Here is an 18,414-nt window from a genome sequence, read left to right as displayed (position 1 = left end):
GGACACGCGACCATGAGCCTGCCTGCCGCAAAAGAAGGCGACCGCATCCTCGCCACCGACATCCACATCCAGATGGTGCCCAGCCCCGGCGGCCCGATCCCGACCCCGCTGCCCAGCCCCTTCGTCGGCACCATCGACGGCGGGCTGTCGTCCGACGTGCAGATCGAGGGCAAGGCCGCCGCCACCAAGGATTCGACCGCCACCAACACGCCCAGCCACATCCCCACCGCCGGGCCGTTCCAGAAATCGCCGTCGAACAGCGCCACCATCCTCGCCGGCTCCGCCACGGTGCAGATCAACGGCAAGGCCGCCGCGCGCATGGGCGACATGGCGCAGACCTGCAACGACCCCGCCGACCTGCCCGCCGGCACCGTGATCGCCAGCGGCACCGTGCTGATCGGATGAACCACATGCCCAGCTTCCGCCCGCCCTCGACCGCCCACCTGCTGTGCGACCTCGCCATCCACGCGGTGCATCGCGAGCTGCGCCCGGTGTATCGGCTCACCGAGACGGCAAAGCAGCCGCGCGCAGCGTGGGACTTCGTGCCGCGCGACGGCCTGGAGAACCTCGCCCAGGCGGTGATCCTGCGCCTGCTCACGCCGCGCGGCGAACTGGCCGCGCTCGGCCACCCGGACTACGGCTCGCGCGTGCATGAACTCATCGGGCGCGAGAACGACGGTCCGCGCCGCAACCTGCTGCGGCTCTTCATCCTCGAGGCGCTCAAGGCCGAGCCGCGCATCGACAAGGTGGCCGAGCTGCGCGTCGAACCCTCGCCCGGCACCCGCTCCACGGTCGACGTGCTGCTGCGGGTGAAGCCGGTCGCCGCCACCGAGCTGGTGACGATCGGCCCCTTCTCCATCGAACTTGCCGTGTGAGGACGCCATGTCTTTCCGCCGCAAAACCTATCCCGAAGTCGCCGAAAGCCTGCTCAACCGCCTGTTGGGCGGGGTAAGCGGCGAGGCCCACCCCTACCCGCCGGCCAAGGCCACGCGCGAGCCCTACCGCCACGCGCTCGAGCGCCCGCCGGTGGACCGCATCACCGCGGTGTGGGGGGCGCGCAACGGCGAGACCTTCCGCTTCGCGCCCGATGCCGACTACGTGCTGTCGGCCGACGGTGCAGAGCTCGAATGGAAGGCCGGCGGCGCCCGCCCCGACGACGGCACCGCCTTCGAGATCCATTACCTGCCACGCCAGCGCGAGATGCGGGTCAATGACCTCTACCCCGGCTCGGTGGTGCGCACGCTGATGGAGGCGGTGGCGCTCGAGACCGCTGGCCTGTATGCGCAGATGGAGACGGTGTATCGCGCCGGCTTCCTCGACACCGCCAGCGGCGGCGCGCTCGACCATGTCGTCGGCCTGCTCGGCATCCGCCGCGTGCGCGCCGGACGCAACAGCGGCGAGCTGCGCTTCACCCGCGCGCGCAACACCGCCGGCGAGATCACCATCCCCGCCGGCACGCGCGTGGCCACCGCCGACGGCGCGATCGAATACGAGACCACCAGCGATCTCACCCTGGTCGACGGCCAGCCCGCGGCCAAGGTCGCCGCCCGCGACCTGGTCGCCGACAACGACGGCCTGCCGCCCGACAGCCTGGTGCTGATGGTGCGGCCGATCGCCGGCATCGAGGCGGTCACCAACCCCGCCGCCACCACGCGCCTGGACCGCGACGAGAACGACGACGAGCTGCGCAGCCGCGCCCGCCGCTTCCTCGCCGGCTCGGCGCGCGGCACGCGCAGCGCGATCGAGGCCGCGATCGCCGCCGAAGGCCTGCGCGCCGAACTCGAGGAGCCCGCGCCCGGCCTGGTACGCATCACGCTGCAGGGCGTACCCGGGCCCGACCAGTTCGCGCGCCTGAAGAAGGCGGTGGATCAGGTGCGGCCGGCCGGCGTGAAGGTGGACGTCCTCACCGGCGAGCCGCCGCTGCAGATCGCCCTCGACCTGCAACTGGTATCCGCCACCGGTCTGCCCGAGACCCGGCTGCGCGCACTGCAGGACGAGATCCGCAGCCGCTACGCCGACTACTTCGCCCGCCTGCCGCTGGCGGCCGACGGCAGCCTGAGCCGGCTCGCCGGCCTGGCGATCGGCGTCGAGGGCGTTGAGGACGTGCGCATCAAGGCGGCCACCGCGGACGGCGCCGACGTCCTCGACGTGGCGGGCGGCCTGCTGACCCTGGGCGGCAAGACCGCCGAGCTCGCCGAGCTGCGCATCGTCGACCCGGCGCTCGCCACCGGCCTCACGCTGGCGGTGCGCTATCCGCGCGGCCAGCCCATCCCGGACCAGGCCAAGCTCGCCGCCGCGGTGGAGGCCGCGATCGCCAGCCTCAACCTGCTCGCCGAGCAGGGCCTGGCGGCCGACGACGCCAAGCGCGTGCTCGGCTGGGGCCGGCTCACCCGCCTGCTGCCGCTGCCGCACGCCGGCTGGACCAGCGCAAGCTTCGAGGCCCAGCTCGGCGGCGCGGCCGGCGCCAGCGCCGGCGAAGTCGGCGAATACACCGTGCAGTGGGTGTTCACGCGGCCGAGCGCGCTCAGCCAGGTACTGGAGAGCGCGGCCGCGCCGGCCTTCGCGCTCGCCACCGGCGAACGCCTGTCGCTCGCCGGCGTGAGCGTCGAAGTGAAGCCGAAGGCGGCCTGATCATGAGCACGCGCGACCCCGCCTTCGCCAGCCAGATCGAGCGCCTGACCGCACTGCTGCCCTCGCTGTGGCGGCCGCAGCCGGACGACCGGACGCTGCTCGCCGACTGGCTGGCCGCGGTCGGCGCCGCCCAGGGCGAGGCCGCCGCCGAGCTGCAGCACGTGCTGCGCGCGCACTGGGCCGACACCGCCGACGCCGCGCTGTGGGCCCGCCACTACCAGGCCCACCGCCGCGAGCGCGGCCTCGGCCCGGCCAACGTGCGCGCCGGCGCCGACCGCGCCGAGCTGCAGCGCTATCCGTGGATCCGCGACCTGGCGCGGCTGGGCGCCCTGCTCGACCTGCCGCCCTGGCGCGAACCCGCCAGCCTGCGCGAGAACGTCGAGGAATACCGCCAGCGCCTGGCCGACGTCGTCGATGCCTGGCGGCTCGGCCTGTGCACGCCCGACGCCCTGCGCCGCCTGGTCGATGCCGCCCTGCCCGAGGACATGAGCGCGCCGCTCACGCGCCAGCGCAGCCGCTTCTCGATCGAAGAGCCGGTGGCGCTGCGCGGCGCCGCCCAGGCCCTGACCGCGCCGCCGAGCGTGCAACAGGGCGATCACGTCGCCCCGCTGGCGCGCTGGAAGATCGACAGCGCCGACACCGCCGGCTTCGTGATCGTCGGCGCCGCGCCGGAGGGGATCATCGCCGCCACCGCGGCGCCGATGGTCGAGCGCTACACCCCGGGCGCCACCCCGGTCGGCATCGGGGTGGCGTGGACCGGCACCCTGGCCGCCGACCAGGCGCTGCGCCTCACCCCCAGCCGCCGCGTCTGGCTGGTGCGCGACGGCAAGCTTCTCGCCAGCCCGCTTGAGACCGCCGCCAACGCCACCCGCGACCCCTCGGCCAACGGTCCGTGGAGCGAGGCCGCCAGCCTGCCTGCCGGCCGCATCGTGGCGCTGACGGGTGCGGTGGATGGCAGCCTGTGGGCGATCCAGCGCACGCTGCAGACCTGGCGCGTGCAGCGCTTCAACGGCAGCGTCTTCGCGCCGGTGGAGACCGGCGCCCCCGCCGGCCCCTTCCATGCGCTGTGCTGCAGCGGCGAGGCGGCCTGGCTCGGCACCGACGCGGGCCTGTTCCGCTGCGCGCTGTGGCCGAGCTCGGGCGGCCTGCGCTGGCAGGCGGTGACCGGTTTCAGCGGCGCGGTGCGCGCGCTCGCCGCGCACGCCGGCGGTGTGATCGCGGCCGGCGCCGACGGCCTCAGCGTGATCGCCGCCGACGGCAGCCTCGCCGCGCGCCGCCACGCCGGGCTCGACCTCCATGCCTGCCTCTGCGAGCACGATCCGGCCAGCGGCGCGGTGCGCCGCGATCTGATCGCCACCGCCAATGCCCTCTTCGAGTGGCGCGCGGGCCGCTACTGGCGCTACCAGGGCGCGGCCGTCTCCGAGCACCTGCCCGACTGGCAGCCGGAGGCGACGCCCGACGCAAGCATGACGAGCCCGCTGCCGCCGCTCGCCACGCTCGCCGCCACCGCCGACGGCAGCCTGTGGCTGGGCGGCCCGGCCGGGCTGGCGCGCTGGCACGTGGCCGACGGCGAAGGCACCCGGCTGGAGGCCTTCCCCGAGCTGATCGGCGCGGTGCACGCGCTCACCGTGGATGAGCGCGGCCTGCTGTGGATCGGCGCCGACAACGGCCTGTTCCGCTTCGACGGCCGCGACCTCGCCCGCCACGACTTCGACGCCGGCGCCTGGATCGCCGAGGGCCGCGCCGACACCGCCTACCCGACGGATTTCAGCGCCGAGCCGCGCGGCCACTGGCAGTACGACCGCGCCCAGTCACGCTGGCTGCGCTGGCGAAGCCGCGAGCGCCGCTTCGGCGACGCCGGCCTGGCCGACCGCCTCGGCAGCGAGCCCGCGCTCGGCGCGCTGCTGTTCGCGCCCACCGTGCGCGCCGAACTCGGCAGCTGGGACGCCGCCAGCCAGCTGTTCACCGCCAGTGCGGATCTCGCCGCCGACGCCCTGCGCCTGCGCATCAAGCCCGACGAGCTGCGCATCGTCGACGGCGTCGCGCCCTGGCTGCCGCCGCCCAGCGGCCGCAGCGACGAGCGCTGGCGCTACCTGCAGCTCACCGACCCAACGCCCACCCCGCCCGCCGCCGGCGGCGACTGGTGGTCGAAGGAGGGCCAGCTGTTCCCGGCGCCGGCCCGGCGCGCGGCGGTGCCCGGCCATTTCCGCACCGACCCGGTATTCGCCAGCGACCCCGACGGCGAAGGCCAGTTCGGCCACGCCGCCTTCAGCTACCCGCCGTCGGCGCGGCTGTGGGCGCTGCGCCGCCTGCCGCCGGCCGCCGGCATTCGCATCCGCCTGTGCCAGCCCGACCCCGGCGCCGCCGCCGACCCCGCGCTCGCCGAGCGCGTCTGGAACCTGATCGAGCGCGCCCGCCCCGCCGGCGTGCCGCTGCAACTGATGGTGGAAGGCAGAATCGTGAAGGAGAGCACATCATGACGCTTCAAGACGCCCGCGAACTCGCCGCGACCCTCGCCGGCAAGGCGGCCGGCCACCTGATCCGCGCCGAGGACTGGAACGCGCTGGTGAGCGTGCTCGACGCCTACGGCAACAGCCTCGACGCGCTGAGCACCGACCTCGCCGTGCTGCAGACCGCGGTCGACACGCTCGAGGCCAGCACCGAAGCGGCGATCTCGGCGCTCGACGCCCGCATCGACCCGCTCGAGGCCCTGCCCGCGCGCGTGCAGCAGCTCGACGCCGAGACCGCGCCGCTGCGCCAGAACTACCTGCTCAAGGTCAGCACCGTGCAGGAGAACTACCTCGTCGGCCAGGCCGCCGAGCTGGTGTTCACCGCCACCACCCTCGACGGCCGCCCGCTGCCCGACCCCAAGCCCTGGCTCGACGTCGTCGCCACCTGGGGCCGGCTGCGCGCCGCGCCCGGCTTCGTGGTTCGCGAGAACGCCGAGGAGAACGCGCTCGCCGTGCAGTTCAACAACGCCGGCCAGGTGCGCCTGCAGCTGCGCTCGCACTTCACCAAGGGGCTGACGCCGAGCGCCGAGGGCAGCTTCGCCGGCGTGCTGCAGGCGCAGGCGGGCGGCAGCGGCAAGACGGTGATGCGCGTGCTGCAGGAGGCGGCCTCGCCGCAGGACCCGGAGGTGCAGATGGCCTTCCGCTCGGTGAGCACGATGTACGAGGCCAACGCCACCGTGCGCGGCTATGCCGACCGCTACATCGAGCAATACACCGGCGGCCGCGTGATCGGCGGCATCCTGCAGACGATGGGCGAGTGGCAGCACTACCGCGCCACCGTGATGGCCTTCGCCAAGCCGGACTCGGTCGCCACCTCGCCCGACCCCACGCGCGGCGTCGCCACCGTGCAGGTCAATTTCCGCGAGTGGATCCCGAACTGGTCGCGCGACCACGTCGACGTCTTCGAGCAGGCCGAGCTCGACTGGAGCCGCATCCTCAACGAGAACCTCCATGTGCCCGACCTGGTGCACCGCATGGTCAGCGAGCTCGACAAGCGCGCCGGCCAGCGCGGCGTGCTCGGCCGCATCCGCGAGATGAAGGCGCTCGACAAGGCCGCCACCGTGATCAACCCGGGCACCGACCCGGCGCGGCAGAACGCCAAGGCGATGATGATGGGGGCGATGCAGATGCAGTTCGCCACCGGCGCGCTCGACAGCGGCGTGGCCGCCGGCTACGGCCAGCAGTCCACGGTGACGCAGCAGGTCGGACAGACCGCCAAGGCGGCGCAGAACATCGCGCAGGACGCCGCCGGCGCCAAGCAGGCGGTCGCGGTGCTCGAAAGCCGGGTGCTGGCGGCCGAGAAGACCGGCAAGGAGGTCAGCGCCGGGCTGCGCGCGCTCGGCGACGGCATCAACAAGATCGACGTCGTGCAGGTGGCCGACCTCGGTTCGCGGCTGCAGGCGATCAACACCTCGCTCAACGGGCTGGCGACCCGCATCAACCGCTGAGCCTCCAGACCCCGCGCCCGCCGCCATGCCGATCGTCTACCTTCAGCCCAGCGATCTCTCCGCCGTCCAGGCGGAGCGCGTGCTGGCCTTCCTGAACGCGGCGACCAGCGCGGATCAGCTCGCGCGCGACATCGAGTTCCCGCGCGAGCCCGACATCGGCGTGCGCCTCGGCCAGCGCCTGCTCGACGCGCGCGCCGCGCTCGGCGGCAGCTTCACCGACATCCTCCAGGTGCGCGCGGTGCGGCTGATCGGCCCGGAGCGCTTCACCGAGATCTGCGTCGCCGCGCTCGGCCTCGATCCAGCGCGCTGGGTCGAGCTGTTCTACGGTGGCGAGCCCTTCGCCACCCCGACCGAGACCGGCCTGGTGCTCACGCTCGCCCTGCACCCGCAGGACGCCTGGCTGGGCGAGCCGCGCACGCTGCGCCTGCAGGTCAATGACCACGGCGGCACGCCGCGCGCAGGGGTGGCGGTGACGGTGCAGACCAGCATCGGCCGGCTCGTCTACCTGTACGGCTTCCAGCGCATCGAGGGCCAGGCGGTGACCGTGCTCACCGGCGGCGACGGCAGCGCCGAACTCGAGCTGCTGACCCCGCCCTCCGAGCCGCTCACCGAGAACCAGCAGGCCGCGCTCGAGACCGCGCTCGGCGGGCTCGACGCCCAGGCCGCGCATCCGCTCGCGCTCGAGGCCGGGCTGCGCGCGATGGCCGACACCTATCTGCGCGACCGCAGCTACAGCCTGCGCAGCGCGGTCGATCTCTACGTGCGCGACGCCCACGGCGCCGCCATCGACACCATCAGCCGCGCGCGCTGGAAGCTGGCATGGCCGGTGGACAGCGGCCTCATCCAGGCCGACGTGCTCGACGCCGAGGACCGCGGCACGAGCCTCGCGCGCGCGGTGCGCACCGCGACCTGGATCGACTGGGTCGAGCCCTGGGTGAGCTTCCTCGCCGACGTGCTCGAGGGCGAGGCGCCGCTCGAGCAGGACCTCGCCGCGCGCACGCAGGGCGGCGACGGCGTCGTGCTCGACGATCTGCTCAACCTCGCCCAGACCCACCTCGCCGGACGCGCCGGACGCACCGCGGAATGGGTCGGCAAGCGCCAGGTGGAGGCGGCGGTGGATCGCTTTCTCGGCAGCGCGGCCGACACCCTGCCGGCGACGGCGCGCGACGCGGTGGTCACCCAGCTCGGCGCGGCGGCGGCCGGCATCGGTCCGCGCACGCTCGGCAGCTACACGCTGAACGCCGCGACCCGGCAGGACCTCGGCTCCCGCATCGACACCGTCGCCGACCTCAATCTCACCGAGTTCGAGCGCATCGGCGTGCTCGCGCGCGAGGTCGAGGCGCGCGCGAGCACGGTCGACACCCAGCTGCGGCAGGTGCAGGCGCTGGCGCAGGCGGTGAATCAGGATCGCCTGGCGGTCGACACCCGCATCGACGGCTTCGACACCCGCTATGCCTCGTTCGATACCCGGTACGCGAGTTTCGACACGCGCTACGCCGACTTCGACAACCGCTACACGCTGCTCGACAGCCAGCTCAACCAGTTCGACCTGCGCTACGGCCAGTTCTCCAGCGAGCTGTCGCGCTTCAACACCGACCTCGCCCGCTTCGACCAGAACCGGCTCGCGCTCGACACCCGCATCGACCGCGTCGACACCAGCCTGCAGAACGTGGTGAGCGTGAACAACCTGCGCCTGACGCGAGGCTGAGATGCCGGCGCCCACCCCATTCGGCCTCTACCGCAGGACGCAGCCGAGCCTCTCCGAGCCGGTGGGCGCGGCGCTCGACCTCGAGTTGCGCTTCCCGATACTGGCCGATGGCGTGGCCATGTTCCGCAGCTCGCTGTGGCTGCCCCTGCCCGAGGCCTGCCGCAGCGCCAGCGCGCTCAGCCTGACCGGTTCCACCCTGCAGGTCGAATTCCGCCCCGCCACGTTCTCGCTCGACACCGACGATGCGCGCTGGTTCACGCGCGCCGAGGACACCGGAGCCGCGCAGACCCGGCTCGAGCTGGTGTGGCCGGCGCCGATCGTGCGCATCGACGACCCGGTGCCCGGGGTGGCGTACGACTTCGGCCTGCACCGTGCCGATGGCGAGGCCGTGAGCGCCGAGGCCGTGCAGGGAGGCAGGACGGGCGCCACGCTCGACCCGCCCTGGGTGGGCTCGCCGCTGGTGGTGAAGTTCACGACCTCGATCCTGCTCGGCGGCCAGCCCGGCATGACCGCCAACCTGCGCGCCCTGCCCGCGCACCGCGGATCGCGCGCCGGCGGCGTCCAGGGGGCCACCGCGATCGCCCAGGACAAGGCCGGCGCGCAGCTCGCGATCGACGCGAACGTCGCCCGCATGCGCCAGGGCTCCGCGCTGGTGTCGCGTGTGCGCATCGCCGCTCGTCCCGCCAGCCCGCGCCTGCGGCTGATGCTCGAAGGCGGCGAGACCGACGGCAGCGACCGCCTGCTGTGGCAGGCGCTGGTGCCGGGCGAGCAGGCCGCGCCCGTCACCCTGCCCGCCGGCACGCTCGCCGACGAATGGGGCGCCGCGCTCGAGCAGGTGCTCACGTTCTGCCGGCGCGTGCCGGAGCCGGCGGCGTTGCCGCGGCTGCGGCTCGACATCGAGTCTGACGCGCCCTGCGCGCTCGGCTTGCGCAATGTCGCGCTCGAGCTGCTCGCCGACCACGCCCTGCTCGCCGAACCGCTGCGGCTGCACTTCGACGGCCGCCAGCACGCGCGCGAAGCGCTCGCCCTGCCCCCGCCCGCCCAGTCCACCCCGCTCGGCACGTCGCTGCAGCTGGATCTGACCGGTCGCGTGCGCGCCGCCGCGACCCCGCCCGCGGGTGCGCTGCCCGGCGCCGGCGGTCCGGGCGCACGGTCCGGGCTGCTGCTCGAGCCCGATCAGCGCATCAGCGGCGAACGCCGTCTCGACGCGCCGGCCACGCTCGCCGGCCTCAGCCTCGACTGGCATCCGCTGTCCGAGCGCCTGAGCGGCGTGCTGCGCGTGCTGCCCGCCGCCGCCCGCCGCGGCACGCCGCCGCTGATCGAGCAGGCCTTCGACTTCGACACCGCCCAGCCCGCCACCAGCGCCAGCCAGCCGCTGCGGCTCGCGCTGCGCTGGCCGGCGCTCGACCTGCAGGCGCAGGTGCTGCGGCTGGAGGTCTCGGTCACTGCGGGGCGCGGGCTGTGGCTGGCCGAGCCCGGCGGCCAGGGCTGGCGGATCCACCGCCAGGCGGACGACGTCGAAGGCCGCGCAGTGGATCTGGACCTCCATGCCAGCTGGCTGGAGAGCGCGCCCGGCGGCGGCGCGGCCGCCGCAGGCGAACCGGCATTCAGCCTGGGCGGCCAGGCGCTCGCCTTCAGCCAGCGCAAGGACGACCGCTTCGCCTTGAGCATCGTGGCGCCCGCGCTGGCGGCGTGGCCGGCCCTGCCGATCGAGGTCGCCAGCGGCGTCGCGGCCGAGGTGATGGTGGAGTCGGCGACGCTGCGCGCAGTCGCGACCTGATCGGCGCCGACCCGCGCCTCAGAACTCCACGAACAGGTGCGGCACCTCGTCCGCGCCGCCGATCGCGTAGCCGCTGGCGCGGGCGCTGGCCTGGCGGGCGAACTCGAGGTCGGAGGGATAGTCGGCATGGACGCGATAGAGCGGTTCGCCCTGGCTGACCGTATCGCCGAGCTTCTTCAGCAGATCCACACCCGAGCCCTGCATCTTGGGCGCGCCGGCGAGGCGGGCGATGCGCGCGAGCTGGTGGTTGTCGATCCCCACCACCACGCCGTCGGCCTCGGCGGCCACCTCGAAGGACAGGCGCGCGAGCTGCGGCGCGTTGTGGTCGAAGGGCTTGCCGCCCTGGGCGCGGATGATCGCGTCCATCTTGGCCAGCGCGCGTCCGGAGTCGAGGATGTCGCGGGCGATCGCGAAGCCGTCGCCACCACGCACGTCGGGGTCGAATTCGAGCATGCGGCCGGCCAGGCGCAAGGCCTTCTGGCGCAGGTCGTTGGGCGCGCGCGGGTCGTTCTCCAGAACCTGCATCACGTCGCGCGCCTCGAGCACCGGACCGATGCCGTTGCCGATCGGCTGGCGGCCGTCGGTGATCACGACATCGATGGTGAGGTTCATGCGCGCGGCGACGAACTCGAACAGCTTGCGCAGCTTCTGCGCCTCGGGCATGGAGCGCACCTTGGCGCTCGGCCCCACCGGGATGTCGAGCACGAGGTGGGTGGAGCCGGCGGCGAGCTTCTTGGACAGGATGGAGGCGACCATCTGCCCGGGCGAGTCGATCGACAGCGGGCGCTCGACCGAGATCAGCACGTCGTCGGCCGGCGACAGGTTGGCGGTGCCGCCCCAGGCCAGGCAACCGCGGTGCTCGCGCACGATCTCGCCCAGGCGCTCGACCGGCAGTTCCACCCGCGCGAGCACCTCCATCGTGTCGGCGGTGCCGGCCGGCGAGGTGATCGCGCGCGAGGAGGTCTTGGGGCAGAGCATGCCGTGGGCGGCGACGATAGGCACCACCAGCATGGAGGTGCGGTTGCCCGGGATGCCGCCGATGCAGTGCTTGTCCACCACGGGACGCTCGTGCCAGTCGATGCGGTGGCCGACCGCCGCCATCGCATCGGTGAGGAAATACACCTCCTCGCGGTCGAGCTCGCCCTGGTTGGTGGCGACCACGAAGGCGGTGAGCTCGATCTTGGAATAGCGGTGCTCGGCGATGTCGCGCACGATGGCGCGGAAGTCGTCGCGGTCCAGGCGCTCGCCGGCGATCTTGCGGTGCAGGGCCGGGATCGAGGACGGCGGCTCGGCCTGCGCCACCATCGCCGGGTGGCCGTTATCGACGCCGAGCTGGGCGAAAGCGTCGATCGACAGCCCGATCTCGTTGCAGCGCACGATGCGCGGATCGTCCACCACGTTGAGGGTGGCGAGAATGCGCCGGCCGTTGGCGCGCACCTCGACCTTGGCCAGCGCCTGGAAGCCCTCGGCGCGGTAGATCTCGCAGTCGCGGTGCAGGTAGGCGACGTTCTCGCGATAGGTATCGACCGCGACCCGGCGCAACTGCAGCGGGAACGCCGCGCCGTCCTCGGGCGCGGGCAGGGCGGCGGGCAGGCGGCCGGGATTTGCTGGTTTCGTGCTCATGGGTCAAAGGCTACACCCGCCGCAGGCCCGGCGGCACGCCTTTGGCCCGCGCACTCATGAACCAGCGCACACCGCGCCGCGCCGGCGGCCGTCGAACCCTCGAACCCTTAACAAATATCAACGCTGTCAAGCGCTTGCCGGCCTAGAGTGTGATCGTATCCACACAACAAGAGAGCAGGAGGCTGACATGACCAACCGCGCGATTTCCTTCATCGTCAAGGACCAGAACCCCCTGATGCTGCGCCCGGGCGACACGGTGCAGACCGCCTGCCAGCGCATGTGCGAGCGCAGCGTGGGTGCGGTGCTGGTCACCGACGCCCATGCCCACCTCAAGGGCATCTTCACCGGCCGCGACGCGGTGCAGGTCATCGCGCGCGGCGGCCACCCCGGCGAAGTCCAGCTCTCCGAAGTGATGACGGCCAAGCCCGACACCATCGGTCCCGAGCGCACCGCCCTCGACGCCCTGCACATGATGTGCGACGGCGGTTACCGCCACCTGCCGGTGGTGGTCGACGGCAAGGTGGTCGGCATCGTCTCGCGCACCGACTTCAAGGGTCTCGAACTCGACCACTTCGAGGACGAGCAGAGCCTCTGGGAACGCATCTGCTGAGCGCCTCCGCCGGCTGAACCTGGGGGCAGCCGGGGGCGCCGGGCATGCGCGCCCACCGCCTTCCTCAGCGCGCCTCCGGCGCCACATGGAAGCGCAGCGTGCCGATCATGCGATCGTCGGCGGTGAGCACGCGCACCTGCCAGCGTCCTTCGGGCGAATCGGGGAAGTTGCGCTTGTGGGTCCAGGCGCGGTAGCCCTCGGCACGGCCGCCGCTGACGTCGAGCGCGATGCGGTCGACCTCCTTGCCCTCGTGCAGCCAGACATGGCTGACGCGTTCGCGCAGCCCGAGCGGCGCATGGATCGCCGTGTACGCGTAGAGGCCTTCGCTGCGCAGGCGGCCGGCATCCACGCTGTGCAGGCTCTGTCGCGGTGCACGCTGCTCGACGTCGATCTCCGTGGCGAGCGCAACCTGGGTCAGCCGCAAGGTGGCCGGCGGTACCCACAGGCGCGCCAGCCAACCTGCCGCACCGAGCGCGGCCAGCAGCACCAGCACCAGCACCCCGCGCCACCAGCGCGGCACGCTGATCGAGCCGGCCAGGGTCGGGAACGACAGCACCGCAGCCACCCCGAGCGCCAGCTGGTAGCTCTCCATCGCCGGCAGATGCAGGATCAGCGGCAGCGCGACCAGCAGCAGCGCGAACAGGGTCAGGGTGTGAAAGCTCAGGAACAGCCAGCGCCGCACCGCCAGGCGGCGAAAGTAGAGCGGATCGATGATCGTGACCAGGGCCATCACGCCGAGCAGTCCGGTGAACAGGGCCTGGCCGCTGTTCCACGAGGTGCTGGCAAAGAAGAACGGCAGCGCGAAGAACAGGCTTTCCTGATGGGTGAACTGCGTCAGGTAGCGCACCAGCATCGGCGAAAGCCCGAAGCCGAAACGCGCCGACACCGCCTGGCTGAGCGCACGCTCGACCACCAGCAGTACCCAGCTCGCCAGCATCGCCACCGCCATCAGTCGTGCCACGCCCTCGTGGCGTTCGACGAGGAAGAAGCTCAACAGCCCGGAGACGAAGCCGAAGGCCGCGACCAGCCCGGGGTGGCGGCGCAGCCAGACCACGCCGCGCAAGATGCGCCGCTTCAGCACGGGCACGGCAAGCCCCCTTTTCCGCGGCGTTCCCGCCCGCCCGTCTGGCGCGCGCGCGGGGCCCCCTGTAGCAGGCCCCTCACTGCATCAGGTCTCGCAGGTCGGCGACCGGCTCGCGGCCGAAATCCTGGTCCAGCAGGTAATCCGCCAGATGCATCGCGCACTCGTCGGGCGCGAGCAGCCCACCGCTCGCCTGCATCTCGGCGAAGCGGTCGCGCAGCGGGAAGCGCTCCAGCGTGCTGGCGCGGATCTCGCCCTGCATCGGGGTGTCGATCACGCCCGGCGCCAGCGCGCAGATGCGCAATCCCGGCGTGGCGTCGGCCTGCACGGCGCGCGCATGGTGGTCGAGCGCGGCCTTGGTGGCGCAATACACGCTCCAGCCCGCATAGGGCTTGCGCGCCGCGCCACTGGAGACGTGCAGCACGCGGCGCTCGCGCACGTCCTCGCCACCGGCCTGCGCCAGTGCTGCGGCCAGCATCAGCGGTGCGGCCACATTCACCGCCACCGCGCGCGCCACCGCGTCGCACTCCTGCAGCGGCAGGGGCCCCATCGGCTGCAGGGTACCGGCGTTGTTCACCAGCAGCACCCGCTCGGCGCCGGCGACCCAGTCGCCGAGGGTATCGCCCGCCAGCCAGCTTGCCAGCGCTGCGCTGTCGGCCAGATCGAGCGCCACCTCGACGAGCTGCCCGCCGTGCCGAGCGGCGAGCGCCGGGTTACCCCGGCGCGCCAGCCCGAGCACCGGGATGCCGCGCGCGAGCAGTTCCTCGGCAACCGCCGCACCCAGGCCGCGGCTGTGGCCGCTCACGATCGCCTTCGTTCCAATCACTGTCCTCTCCTCTGGTGCCGTGCGCACGTCCGCCCCCCCTCTACCAGGGCAGGCGCTCGCCGCGATAATCGAAAAATTCCCCGGAATCCTCCACCGTGAGCCCGGCGAGCACGGTAAGCAGTCGTTTCGCGGCCAGCTCGGGGGGCTGCACCTGCAGGCCGGACTTGGCGAAAGGCGCCGACAGGCCGGTGTCGACCGTGCCCGGGTGCAAGGCCACGCAGATCGCCTGGGGCCGGCTGCGGCGCAGCTCGATGGACGCGGTGCGCACGAGCTGGTTCAGCGCCGCCTTCGAGGCGCGGTAGGCGTACCAGCCGCCGAGCCGGTTGTCGCCGATGCTGCCGACCTTGGCGGACAGGGTGGCGAACACCGCCCGTCGGTCACGCGCGAGCACGGGGAGGAAGTGCTTCATCAGCAGCGCCGGACCGATCGCGTTGATCGCGAAGGCTTGCGCCAGTACCGCCGGATCGAGTTCCCGCCAGCTCTTCTCCGGTGCCATGCCGGGACCGTGGAGGATGCCGGTGGCGTCGATGACGAGCTCCAGGCTGCCGCGTGCGGCGAGCCATCCGGCGCAGGCGGCGATGCTGGCTTCGTCGAGCAGGTCGAGCACCGGCGTGCTGCGGCGACCGAGCACGACGACCTCATCGAAGCCTCGCTCGGCACGCAGCGCCTCGGCCAAGGCCGCGCCGATGCCGCCGCAGCCGATGACGACGGCGATGCGCCTGCGGCCCGAGTCTGCAGCGGGTTCATTCATCTTCGCGCCCCTCCTCGACCGCATGACAGGCCACCTGCTGGCCGCCTCCGAGCGCACGCAGCAGCGGCGCCTCGCTGCGACAGCGATCGGTCGCGAGCGGACAGCGCGGATGGAAGCTGCAGCCCGGCGGCGGCGTGATCGGGTTGGGCACTTCGCCGCGCACGAGCTCGGCGCGCTGGCCGCGCATCGCCAGGCTGGGAATGGTCGCCAGCAGCATGCGCGTGTAGGGGTGGCGCGGATGCGCGAACAGCGTGTGGCTGTCGGCGATCTCGACGATGCGGCCGAGGTACATCACGCCGACGCGGTTCGCCATGTGGCGCACCACCGCGAGGTCGTGGCTGATGAAGAGGTAGGTGAGGCCGAGCGCGTCCTGCAGGTCGCGCATCAGGTTGAGGATCTGCGCCTGCACCGACACGTCGAGCGCCGAGGTCGGCTCGTCGCACACGAGGAACTCGGGGCGGTTGGCGAGCGCGCGCGCGATGCAGATGCGCTGGCGCTGGCCGCCGGAGAACTCGTGCGGGTACTTGGCGCCGTCGGCCGGCGACAGCCCGACCTGGATCAGCAATTCGGCGACGCGGGCGCGGATCTTCGCCGCGTCGCGCTCCAGGCCGAAGACGCGGATCGGCTCGGCGATGATGCGCTCCACCCGCCAGCGCGGGTTGAGGCTGGCGTAGGGGTCCTGGAAGATCATCTGGAAGCGCCGGCGCAGCTTCTGGCGCGCGGCGCTGCCGCGCACCTCGGCGACGTCGCGGCCGTCGAACACGATGCGTCCGGCAGACGGCTCGTGCAGGCCGACGATCAGCCGCGCCACGGTGGATTTGCCACATCCGGACTCGCCCACCAGCGCGAAGGTCTGGCCGCGCGGGATCTCGAACGAAACGCCATCGACCGCCTTCAGCCAGCGCCGCGGCTCGCCCTCGAGCAGACGGTTGAGGAAGGGGCGGGAGACGTCGAAGGCACAGCGCAGGTTGTCGACACGCAGCAGGGGCGCGACGAGCGCTTCGGCACCGGTGCCGGCTGCGACGCCGGCAGGGGCGTCGGCACTGACATCCGGGCGCACACCGGGCTCGACCGCCGCTGCGGCAAGGACCTGCTCGGTGGGAGGAGGGGCGATCTGTCCGGCGACATGGCCATCCTCGCCCGACTGCGCGGCCGGGACCGGCTCCGTGGGAGCGGGCTTGCCCGCGAATGCCGGCTCCACGGCTACGCGCTTCCCGGCCAAGCCCGCTCCCACGACGTCCGGCGCGGAGGAATCTGCGGGTGAGGCGGACGAGTCGCGCACGCCAGCCGGCGCGCCCTCCTCGGGCGCGGGCGCCTCGGGCCGGTGCGCCAGGCCCTCGGCCTCCTCCACCGCAGCGCGGTCCTGCTGCTTGGCCTTGGCGAGCGCGCGCTCGATGATGCTCATGGCTGTTCTCCCCGCCGATGGCGAAGTACGGCCGGCTCACTCCGCGCTTCCCTGTCGTGCGCATGCAGCCAGCACGCCGCCCGCGTCATGCCGGCGGCCATCAGCGGCGGGCGTTCCTCGCGGCAGCGCGCGAACGCCTCCTTGCAGCGCGGATGAAAGGCGCAGCCGGCGGGGATCGCGGTCAGCCGCGGCATCGCGCCATCGATCTGCACCAGGCGCGCGACCTCGGCGCCGAGCACCGGGATCGAGCCCATCAGCCCGCGCGTGTACGGGTGTGCCGGCGCGCGCACGACATCGACCACCGGGCCGATCTCGACCAGGCGGCCGGCGTACATCACCGCGACGCGGTCGGCGGTCTCGGCGATCACGCCCATGTCGTGGGTGATGAGCATCACGGCGGTGTGGTGCTGGCGGCACAGGCGGCGCAGCAGGGCGATGATCTGCGACTGCACGGAGACGTCGAGCGCGGTGGTGGGCTCGTCGGCGATGATGAGCTCGGGCTCGGCACAGAGCGCGAGCGCGATCACCACGCGCTGGCGCATGCCGCCGGAGAACTGGTGCGGATAGTGGTCGATGCGCTGCGCCGGGGCCGGGATGCCGACCTCGTCGAGCAGCGCCAGCGCACGCTCGCGCGCGGCAGCCGGGCTGAGGTCGAGGTGGGTCAGCATGGTCTCGACCAGCTGCTCGCCCACAGTGTACAGCGGGTTCAGGCTGGTGAGCGGGTCCTGGAAGATCATCGCGATCCGCCGCCCGCGCAGCCGCCGCATGGCCTCGCCGCGCAGCGCGTGGATCGGATCGCCGTCGAGCAGGATCTCGCCGCCGGCGATGCGCCCGGGCGGCTCCAGCAAGCCGATGATGGCGGCGCCGGTGAGCGACTTGCCGGCGCCCGATTCGCCGACCACGCCCAGCACCTCGCCGCGCGCGATGTCGAAGGAGACGTCGTCGATCGCCACCAGGGTGCCGCGCCGGGAGGGAAACTCCACCCGCAGGTGGCGCACCGACAGCAGCGGCACGCCACCGCCGGCGTTCATCTGCTCGATCTGCGGCGCGCTCATCGGCGCAGCCTCGGATTGAGCGCATCACGCAGCCAGTCGCCGAGCAGGTTCACCGACAGCGCGAGCAGCAGCAGGGCGAGGCCGGGGAAGAACACGATCCACCACTCGCCCGAGAACAGGTAGTCCTGGCCGACGCGGATCAGCGTGCCGAGGCTGGGCTGGGTGGGCGGCACGCCGACGCCGAGGAAGGACAGCGTCGACTCGAGGATGATCGCCAGCGCCAGGCCGATGGTGGCGATCACCAGCACCGGGCCCATCACGTTGGGCAGGATGTGGCGCAGCAGGATGGTGGGCGCCGGCACGCCGATCACGCGCGCGGCCTGCACGTATTCCTTGTTGCGCTCGGCCAGCGTGGAGCTGCGCACGGTGCGCGCGTACTGCACCCAGTCCGACAGGCCGATCGCCAGGATCAGCACGTAGATCGCCGCCTTGTCGTGCAGCGCCGGCGGCACCACGCCCTTGAACACGCCGAAGATCAGCAGCGCCACCAGGATCGCCGGGAAGCTCAGCTGCACGTCGGCGACGCGCATGATCAGGCTGTCCACCCAGCCGCCGCGATAGCCGGCGACGAGCCCGAGCGCGATGCCCAGCACCGCGGCGAAGGCCACCGCCGCGAAGCCCACCAGCAGCGACACCCGCGAGCCGTAGAGGATGGCCGAGAACAGGTCGCGGCCCTGCGCGTCGGTGCCCAGCCAATAGACGTTGCCGGTGAATTCGTTCGCCTGCATCGGGCGGGTGAAGCCGTCCATGAGGTTGAGCGTGGCCGGGTCGAAGGGGTTCTGCGGCGCGATCACCGGCGCCAGCAGCGCCGCTGTGAGGATCGTCAGCACGACCAGCGCCGAGAGCACGGTGACCGGCGAGCGGATGAAGCTGTGGAAGAGGTCGCTGTCGGCGAGGCGCGCGAGCGCACCGCGCGGCGGCGGGACCGAAGCGACGGCGGAGGTGGGCGTGGGGGATTCGGTACGCATGGCGGGCTCCGGGGTGCC

15 protein-coding genes are annotated in these 18,414 nt (G+C 72.8%); 8 read left to right on the top strand and 7 right to left on the bottom strand.

What is annotated here, in order from left to right; all coding sequences use genetic code 11:
- The first annotated feature begins 12 nt into the window (after positions 1–12).
- Genes AAG895_RS04075 through AAG895_RS04045 form a run of 7 tightly spaced genes read left to right on the top strand, consistent with a single transcriptional unit; the run spans position 13 to position 10,077 of the window.
- Positions 13–405 (top strand): PAAR domain-containing protein, encoded by a 393-nt coding sequence (locus AAG895_RS04075; RefSeq protein ID WP_320365737.1) that lies wholly within the window; start codon positions 13–15, stop codon positions 403–405.
- 5 nt (positions 406–410) lie between these two features.
- On the top strand, positions 411–875 hold the full coding sequence (locus tag AAG895_RS04070) for a hypothetical protein (RefSeq protein ID WP_345794281.1): 465 nt from the start codon (positions 411–413) through the stop codon (positions 873–875).
- A 7-nt stretch (positions 876–882) separates the two neighbouring features.
- Entirely contained in the window at positions 883–2,631 is a 1,749-nt protein-coding gene (locus tag AAG895_RS04065) for a baseplate J/gp47 family protein (RefSeq protein WP_345794280.1), read from the top strand.
- A gap of 2 nt (positions 2,632–2,633) precedes the next feature.
- Positions 2,634–5,111, top strand: a complete 2,478-nt coding sequence (locus AAG895_RS04060) for a hypothetical protein (protein ID WP_345794279.1) — start codon at positions 2,634–2,636, stop codon at positions 5,109–5,111.
- Complete coding sequence (locus AAG895_RS04055; RefSeq protein WP_345794278.1) at positions 5,108–6,589, top strand: hypothetical protein; 1,482 nt, start codon at positions 5,108–5,110, stop codon at positions 6,587–6,589. Before AAG895_RS04060 ends, AAG895_RS04055 begins: the two co-directional genes overlap by 4 nt.
- Positions 6,590–6,614: 25 nt before the next feature.
- Entirely contained in the window at positions 6,615–8,297 is a 1,683-nt protein-coding gene (locus AAG895_RS04050; RefSeq protein WP_345794277.1) for a hypothetical protein, read from the top strand.
- Between the two features lies 1 nt (position 8,298).
- Positions 8,299–10,077, top strand: coding sequence for a hypothetical protein (locus AAG895_RS04045; RefSeq protein WP_345794276.1), 1,779 nt, complete (start codon positions 8,299–8,301; stop codon positions 10,075–10,077).
- An 18-nt stretch (positions 10,078–10,095) separates the two neighbouring features.
- Here the strand turns inward: AAG895_RS04045 and AAG895_RS04040 are convergent, their stop codons facing one another.
- Positions 10,096–11,700: a thymidine phosphorylase family protein gene (locus AAG895_RS04040; protein ID WP_345794275.1), complete on the bottom strand. Its 1,605-nt coding sequence runs from the start codon at positions 11,698–11,700 to the stop codon at positions 10,096–10,098.
- A 187-nt stretch (positions 11,701–11,887) separates the two neighbouring features.
- Here AAG895_RS04040 and AAG895_RS04035 point away from each other — a divergent pair, with 187 nt between their 5' ends.
- On the top strand, positions 11,888–12,310 hold the full coding sequence (locus tag AAG895_RS04035) for a CBS domain-containing protein (RefSeq protein WP_345794274.1): 423 nt from the start codon (positions 11,888–11,890) through the stop codon (positions 12,308–12,310).
- Positions 12,311–12,374: 64 nt separating this feature from the next.
- Here AAG895_RS04035 and AAG895_RS04030 read toward each other — a convergent pair whose 3' ends face one another.
- The 6 genes from AAG895_RS04030 to AAG895_RS04005 all read right to left on the bottom strand — a co-directional run bounded on the left by AAG895_RS04030 (position 12,375) and on the right by AAG895_RS04005 (position 18,396).
- Positions 12,375–13,397, bottom strand: coding sequence for a DUF5924 family protein (locus AAG895_RS04030; protein WP_345794273.1), 1,023 nt, complete (start codon positions 13,395–13,397; stop codon positions 12,375–12,377).
- 73 nt (positions 13,398–13,470) lie between these two features.
- Positions 13,471–14,217, bottom strand: a complete 747-nt coding sequence (locus AAG895_RS04025) for an SDR family oxidoreductase (RefSeq protein ID WP_345794272.1) — start codon at positions 14,215–14,217, stop codon at positions 13,471–13,473.
- A gap of 40 nt (positions 14,218–14,257) precedes the next feature.
- Entirely contained in the window at positions 14,258–14,968 is a 711-nt protein-coding gene (locus AAG895_RS04020; protein ID WP_345794271.1) for an SDR family NAD(P)-dependent oxidoreductase, read from the bottom strand.
- The gene (locus tag AAG895_RS04015; protein WP_345794270.1) at positions 14,961–16,373 is read right to left on the bottom strand and encodes an oligopeptide/dipeptide ABC transporter ATP-binding protein; all 1,413 of its coding nucleotides are present in this window, start codon (positions 16,371–16,373) and stop codon (positions 14,961–14,963) included. The genes AAG895_RS04020 and AAG895_RS04015 overlap by 8 nt, the downstream gene beginning before the upstream one ends.
- Positions 16,370–17,428 (bottom strand): ABC transporter ATP-binding protein, encoded by a 1,059-nt coding sequence (locus AAG895_RS04010; RefSeq protein ID WP_345794269.1) that lies wholly within the window; start codon positions 17,426–17,428, stop codon positions 16,370–16,372. The genes AAG895_RS04015 and AAG895_RS04010 overlap by 4 nt, the downstream gene beginning before the upstream one ends.
- The gene (locus AAG895_RS04005) at positions 17,425–18,396 is read right to left on the bottom strand and encodes an ABC transporter permease (protein ID WP_345794268.1); all 972 of its coding nucleotides are present in this window, start codon (positions 18,394–18,396) and stop codon (positions 17,425–17,427) included. The genes AAG895_RS04010 and AAG895_RS04005 overlap by 4 nt, the downstream gene beginning before the upstream one ends.
- Positions 18,397–18,414 lie beyond the last annotated feature (18 nt).

The organism is Thauera sp. JM12B12, assembly GCF_039614725.1.
Taxonomy (GTDB): Bacteria; Pseudomonadota; Gammaproteobacteria; order Burkholderiales; family Rhodocyclaceae; genus Thauera.
Note: the sequence above shows the minus strand (reverse complement) of the source record. Positions and strands in the feature narration are given on the sequence as shown.

Bases quoted from the DNA above. Each gene is read 5' to 3' on its own strand.
- AAG895_RS04075 (WP_320365737.1), top strand. From the start codon at position 13: ATGAGCCTGCCTGCCGCAAAAGAAGGCGACCGCATCCTCGCCACCGAC.
- AAG895_RS04070 (WP_345794281.1), top strand. From the start codon at position 411: ATGCCCAGCTTCCGCCCGCCCTCGACCGCCCACCTGCTGTGCGACCTC.
- AAG895_RS04065 (WP_345794280.1), top strand. From the start codon at position 883: ATGTCTTTCCGCCGCAAAACCTATCCCGAAGTCGCCGAAAGCCTGCTC.
- AAG895_RS04060 (WP_345794279.1), top strand. From the start codon at position 2,634: ATGAGCACGCGCGACCCCGCCTTCGCCAGCCAGATCGAGCGCCTGACC.
- AAG895_RS04055 (WP_345794278.1), top strand. From the start codon at position 5,108: ATGACGCTTCAAGACGCCCGCGAACTCGCCGCGACCCTCGCCGGCAAG.
- AAG895_RS04050 (WP_345794277.1), top strand. From the start codon at position 6,615: ATGCCGATCGTCTACCTTCAGCCCAGCGATCTCTCCGCCGTCCAGGCG.
- AAG895_RS04045 (WP_345794276.1), top strand. From the start codon at position 8,299: ATGCCGGCGCCCACCCCATTCGGCCTCTACCGCAGGACGCAGCCGAGC.
- AAG895_RS04040 (WP_345794275.1), bottom strand. From the start codon at position 11,700: ATGAGCACGAAACCAGCAAATCCCGGCCGCCTGCCCGCCGCCCTGCCC.
- AAG895_RS04035 (WP_345794274.1), top strand. From the start codon at position 11,888: ATGACCAACCGCGCGATTTCCTTCATCGTCAAGGACCAGAACCCCCTG.
- AAG895_RS04020 (WP_345794271.1), bottom strand. From the start codon at position 14,968: ATGAATGAACCCGCTGCAGACTCGGGCCGCAGGCGCATCGCCGTCGTC.
- AAG895_RS04015 (WP_345794270.1), bottom strand. From the start codon at position 16,373: ATGAGCATCATCGAGCGCGCGCTCGCCAAGGCCAAGCAGCAGGACCGC.
- AAG895_RS04010 (WP_345794269.1), bottom strand. From the start codon at position 17,428: ATGAGCGCGCCGCAGATCGAGCAGATGAACGCCGGCGGTGGCGTGCCG.
- AAG895_RS04005 (WP_345794268.1), bottom strand. From the start codon at position 18,396: ATGCGTACCGAATCCCCCACGCCCACCTCCGCCGTCGCTTCGGTCCCG.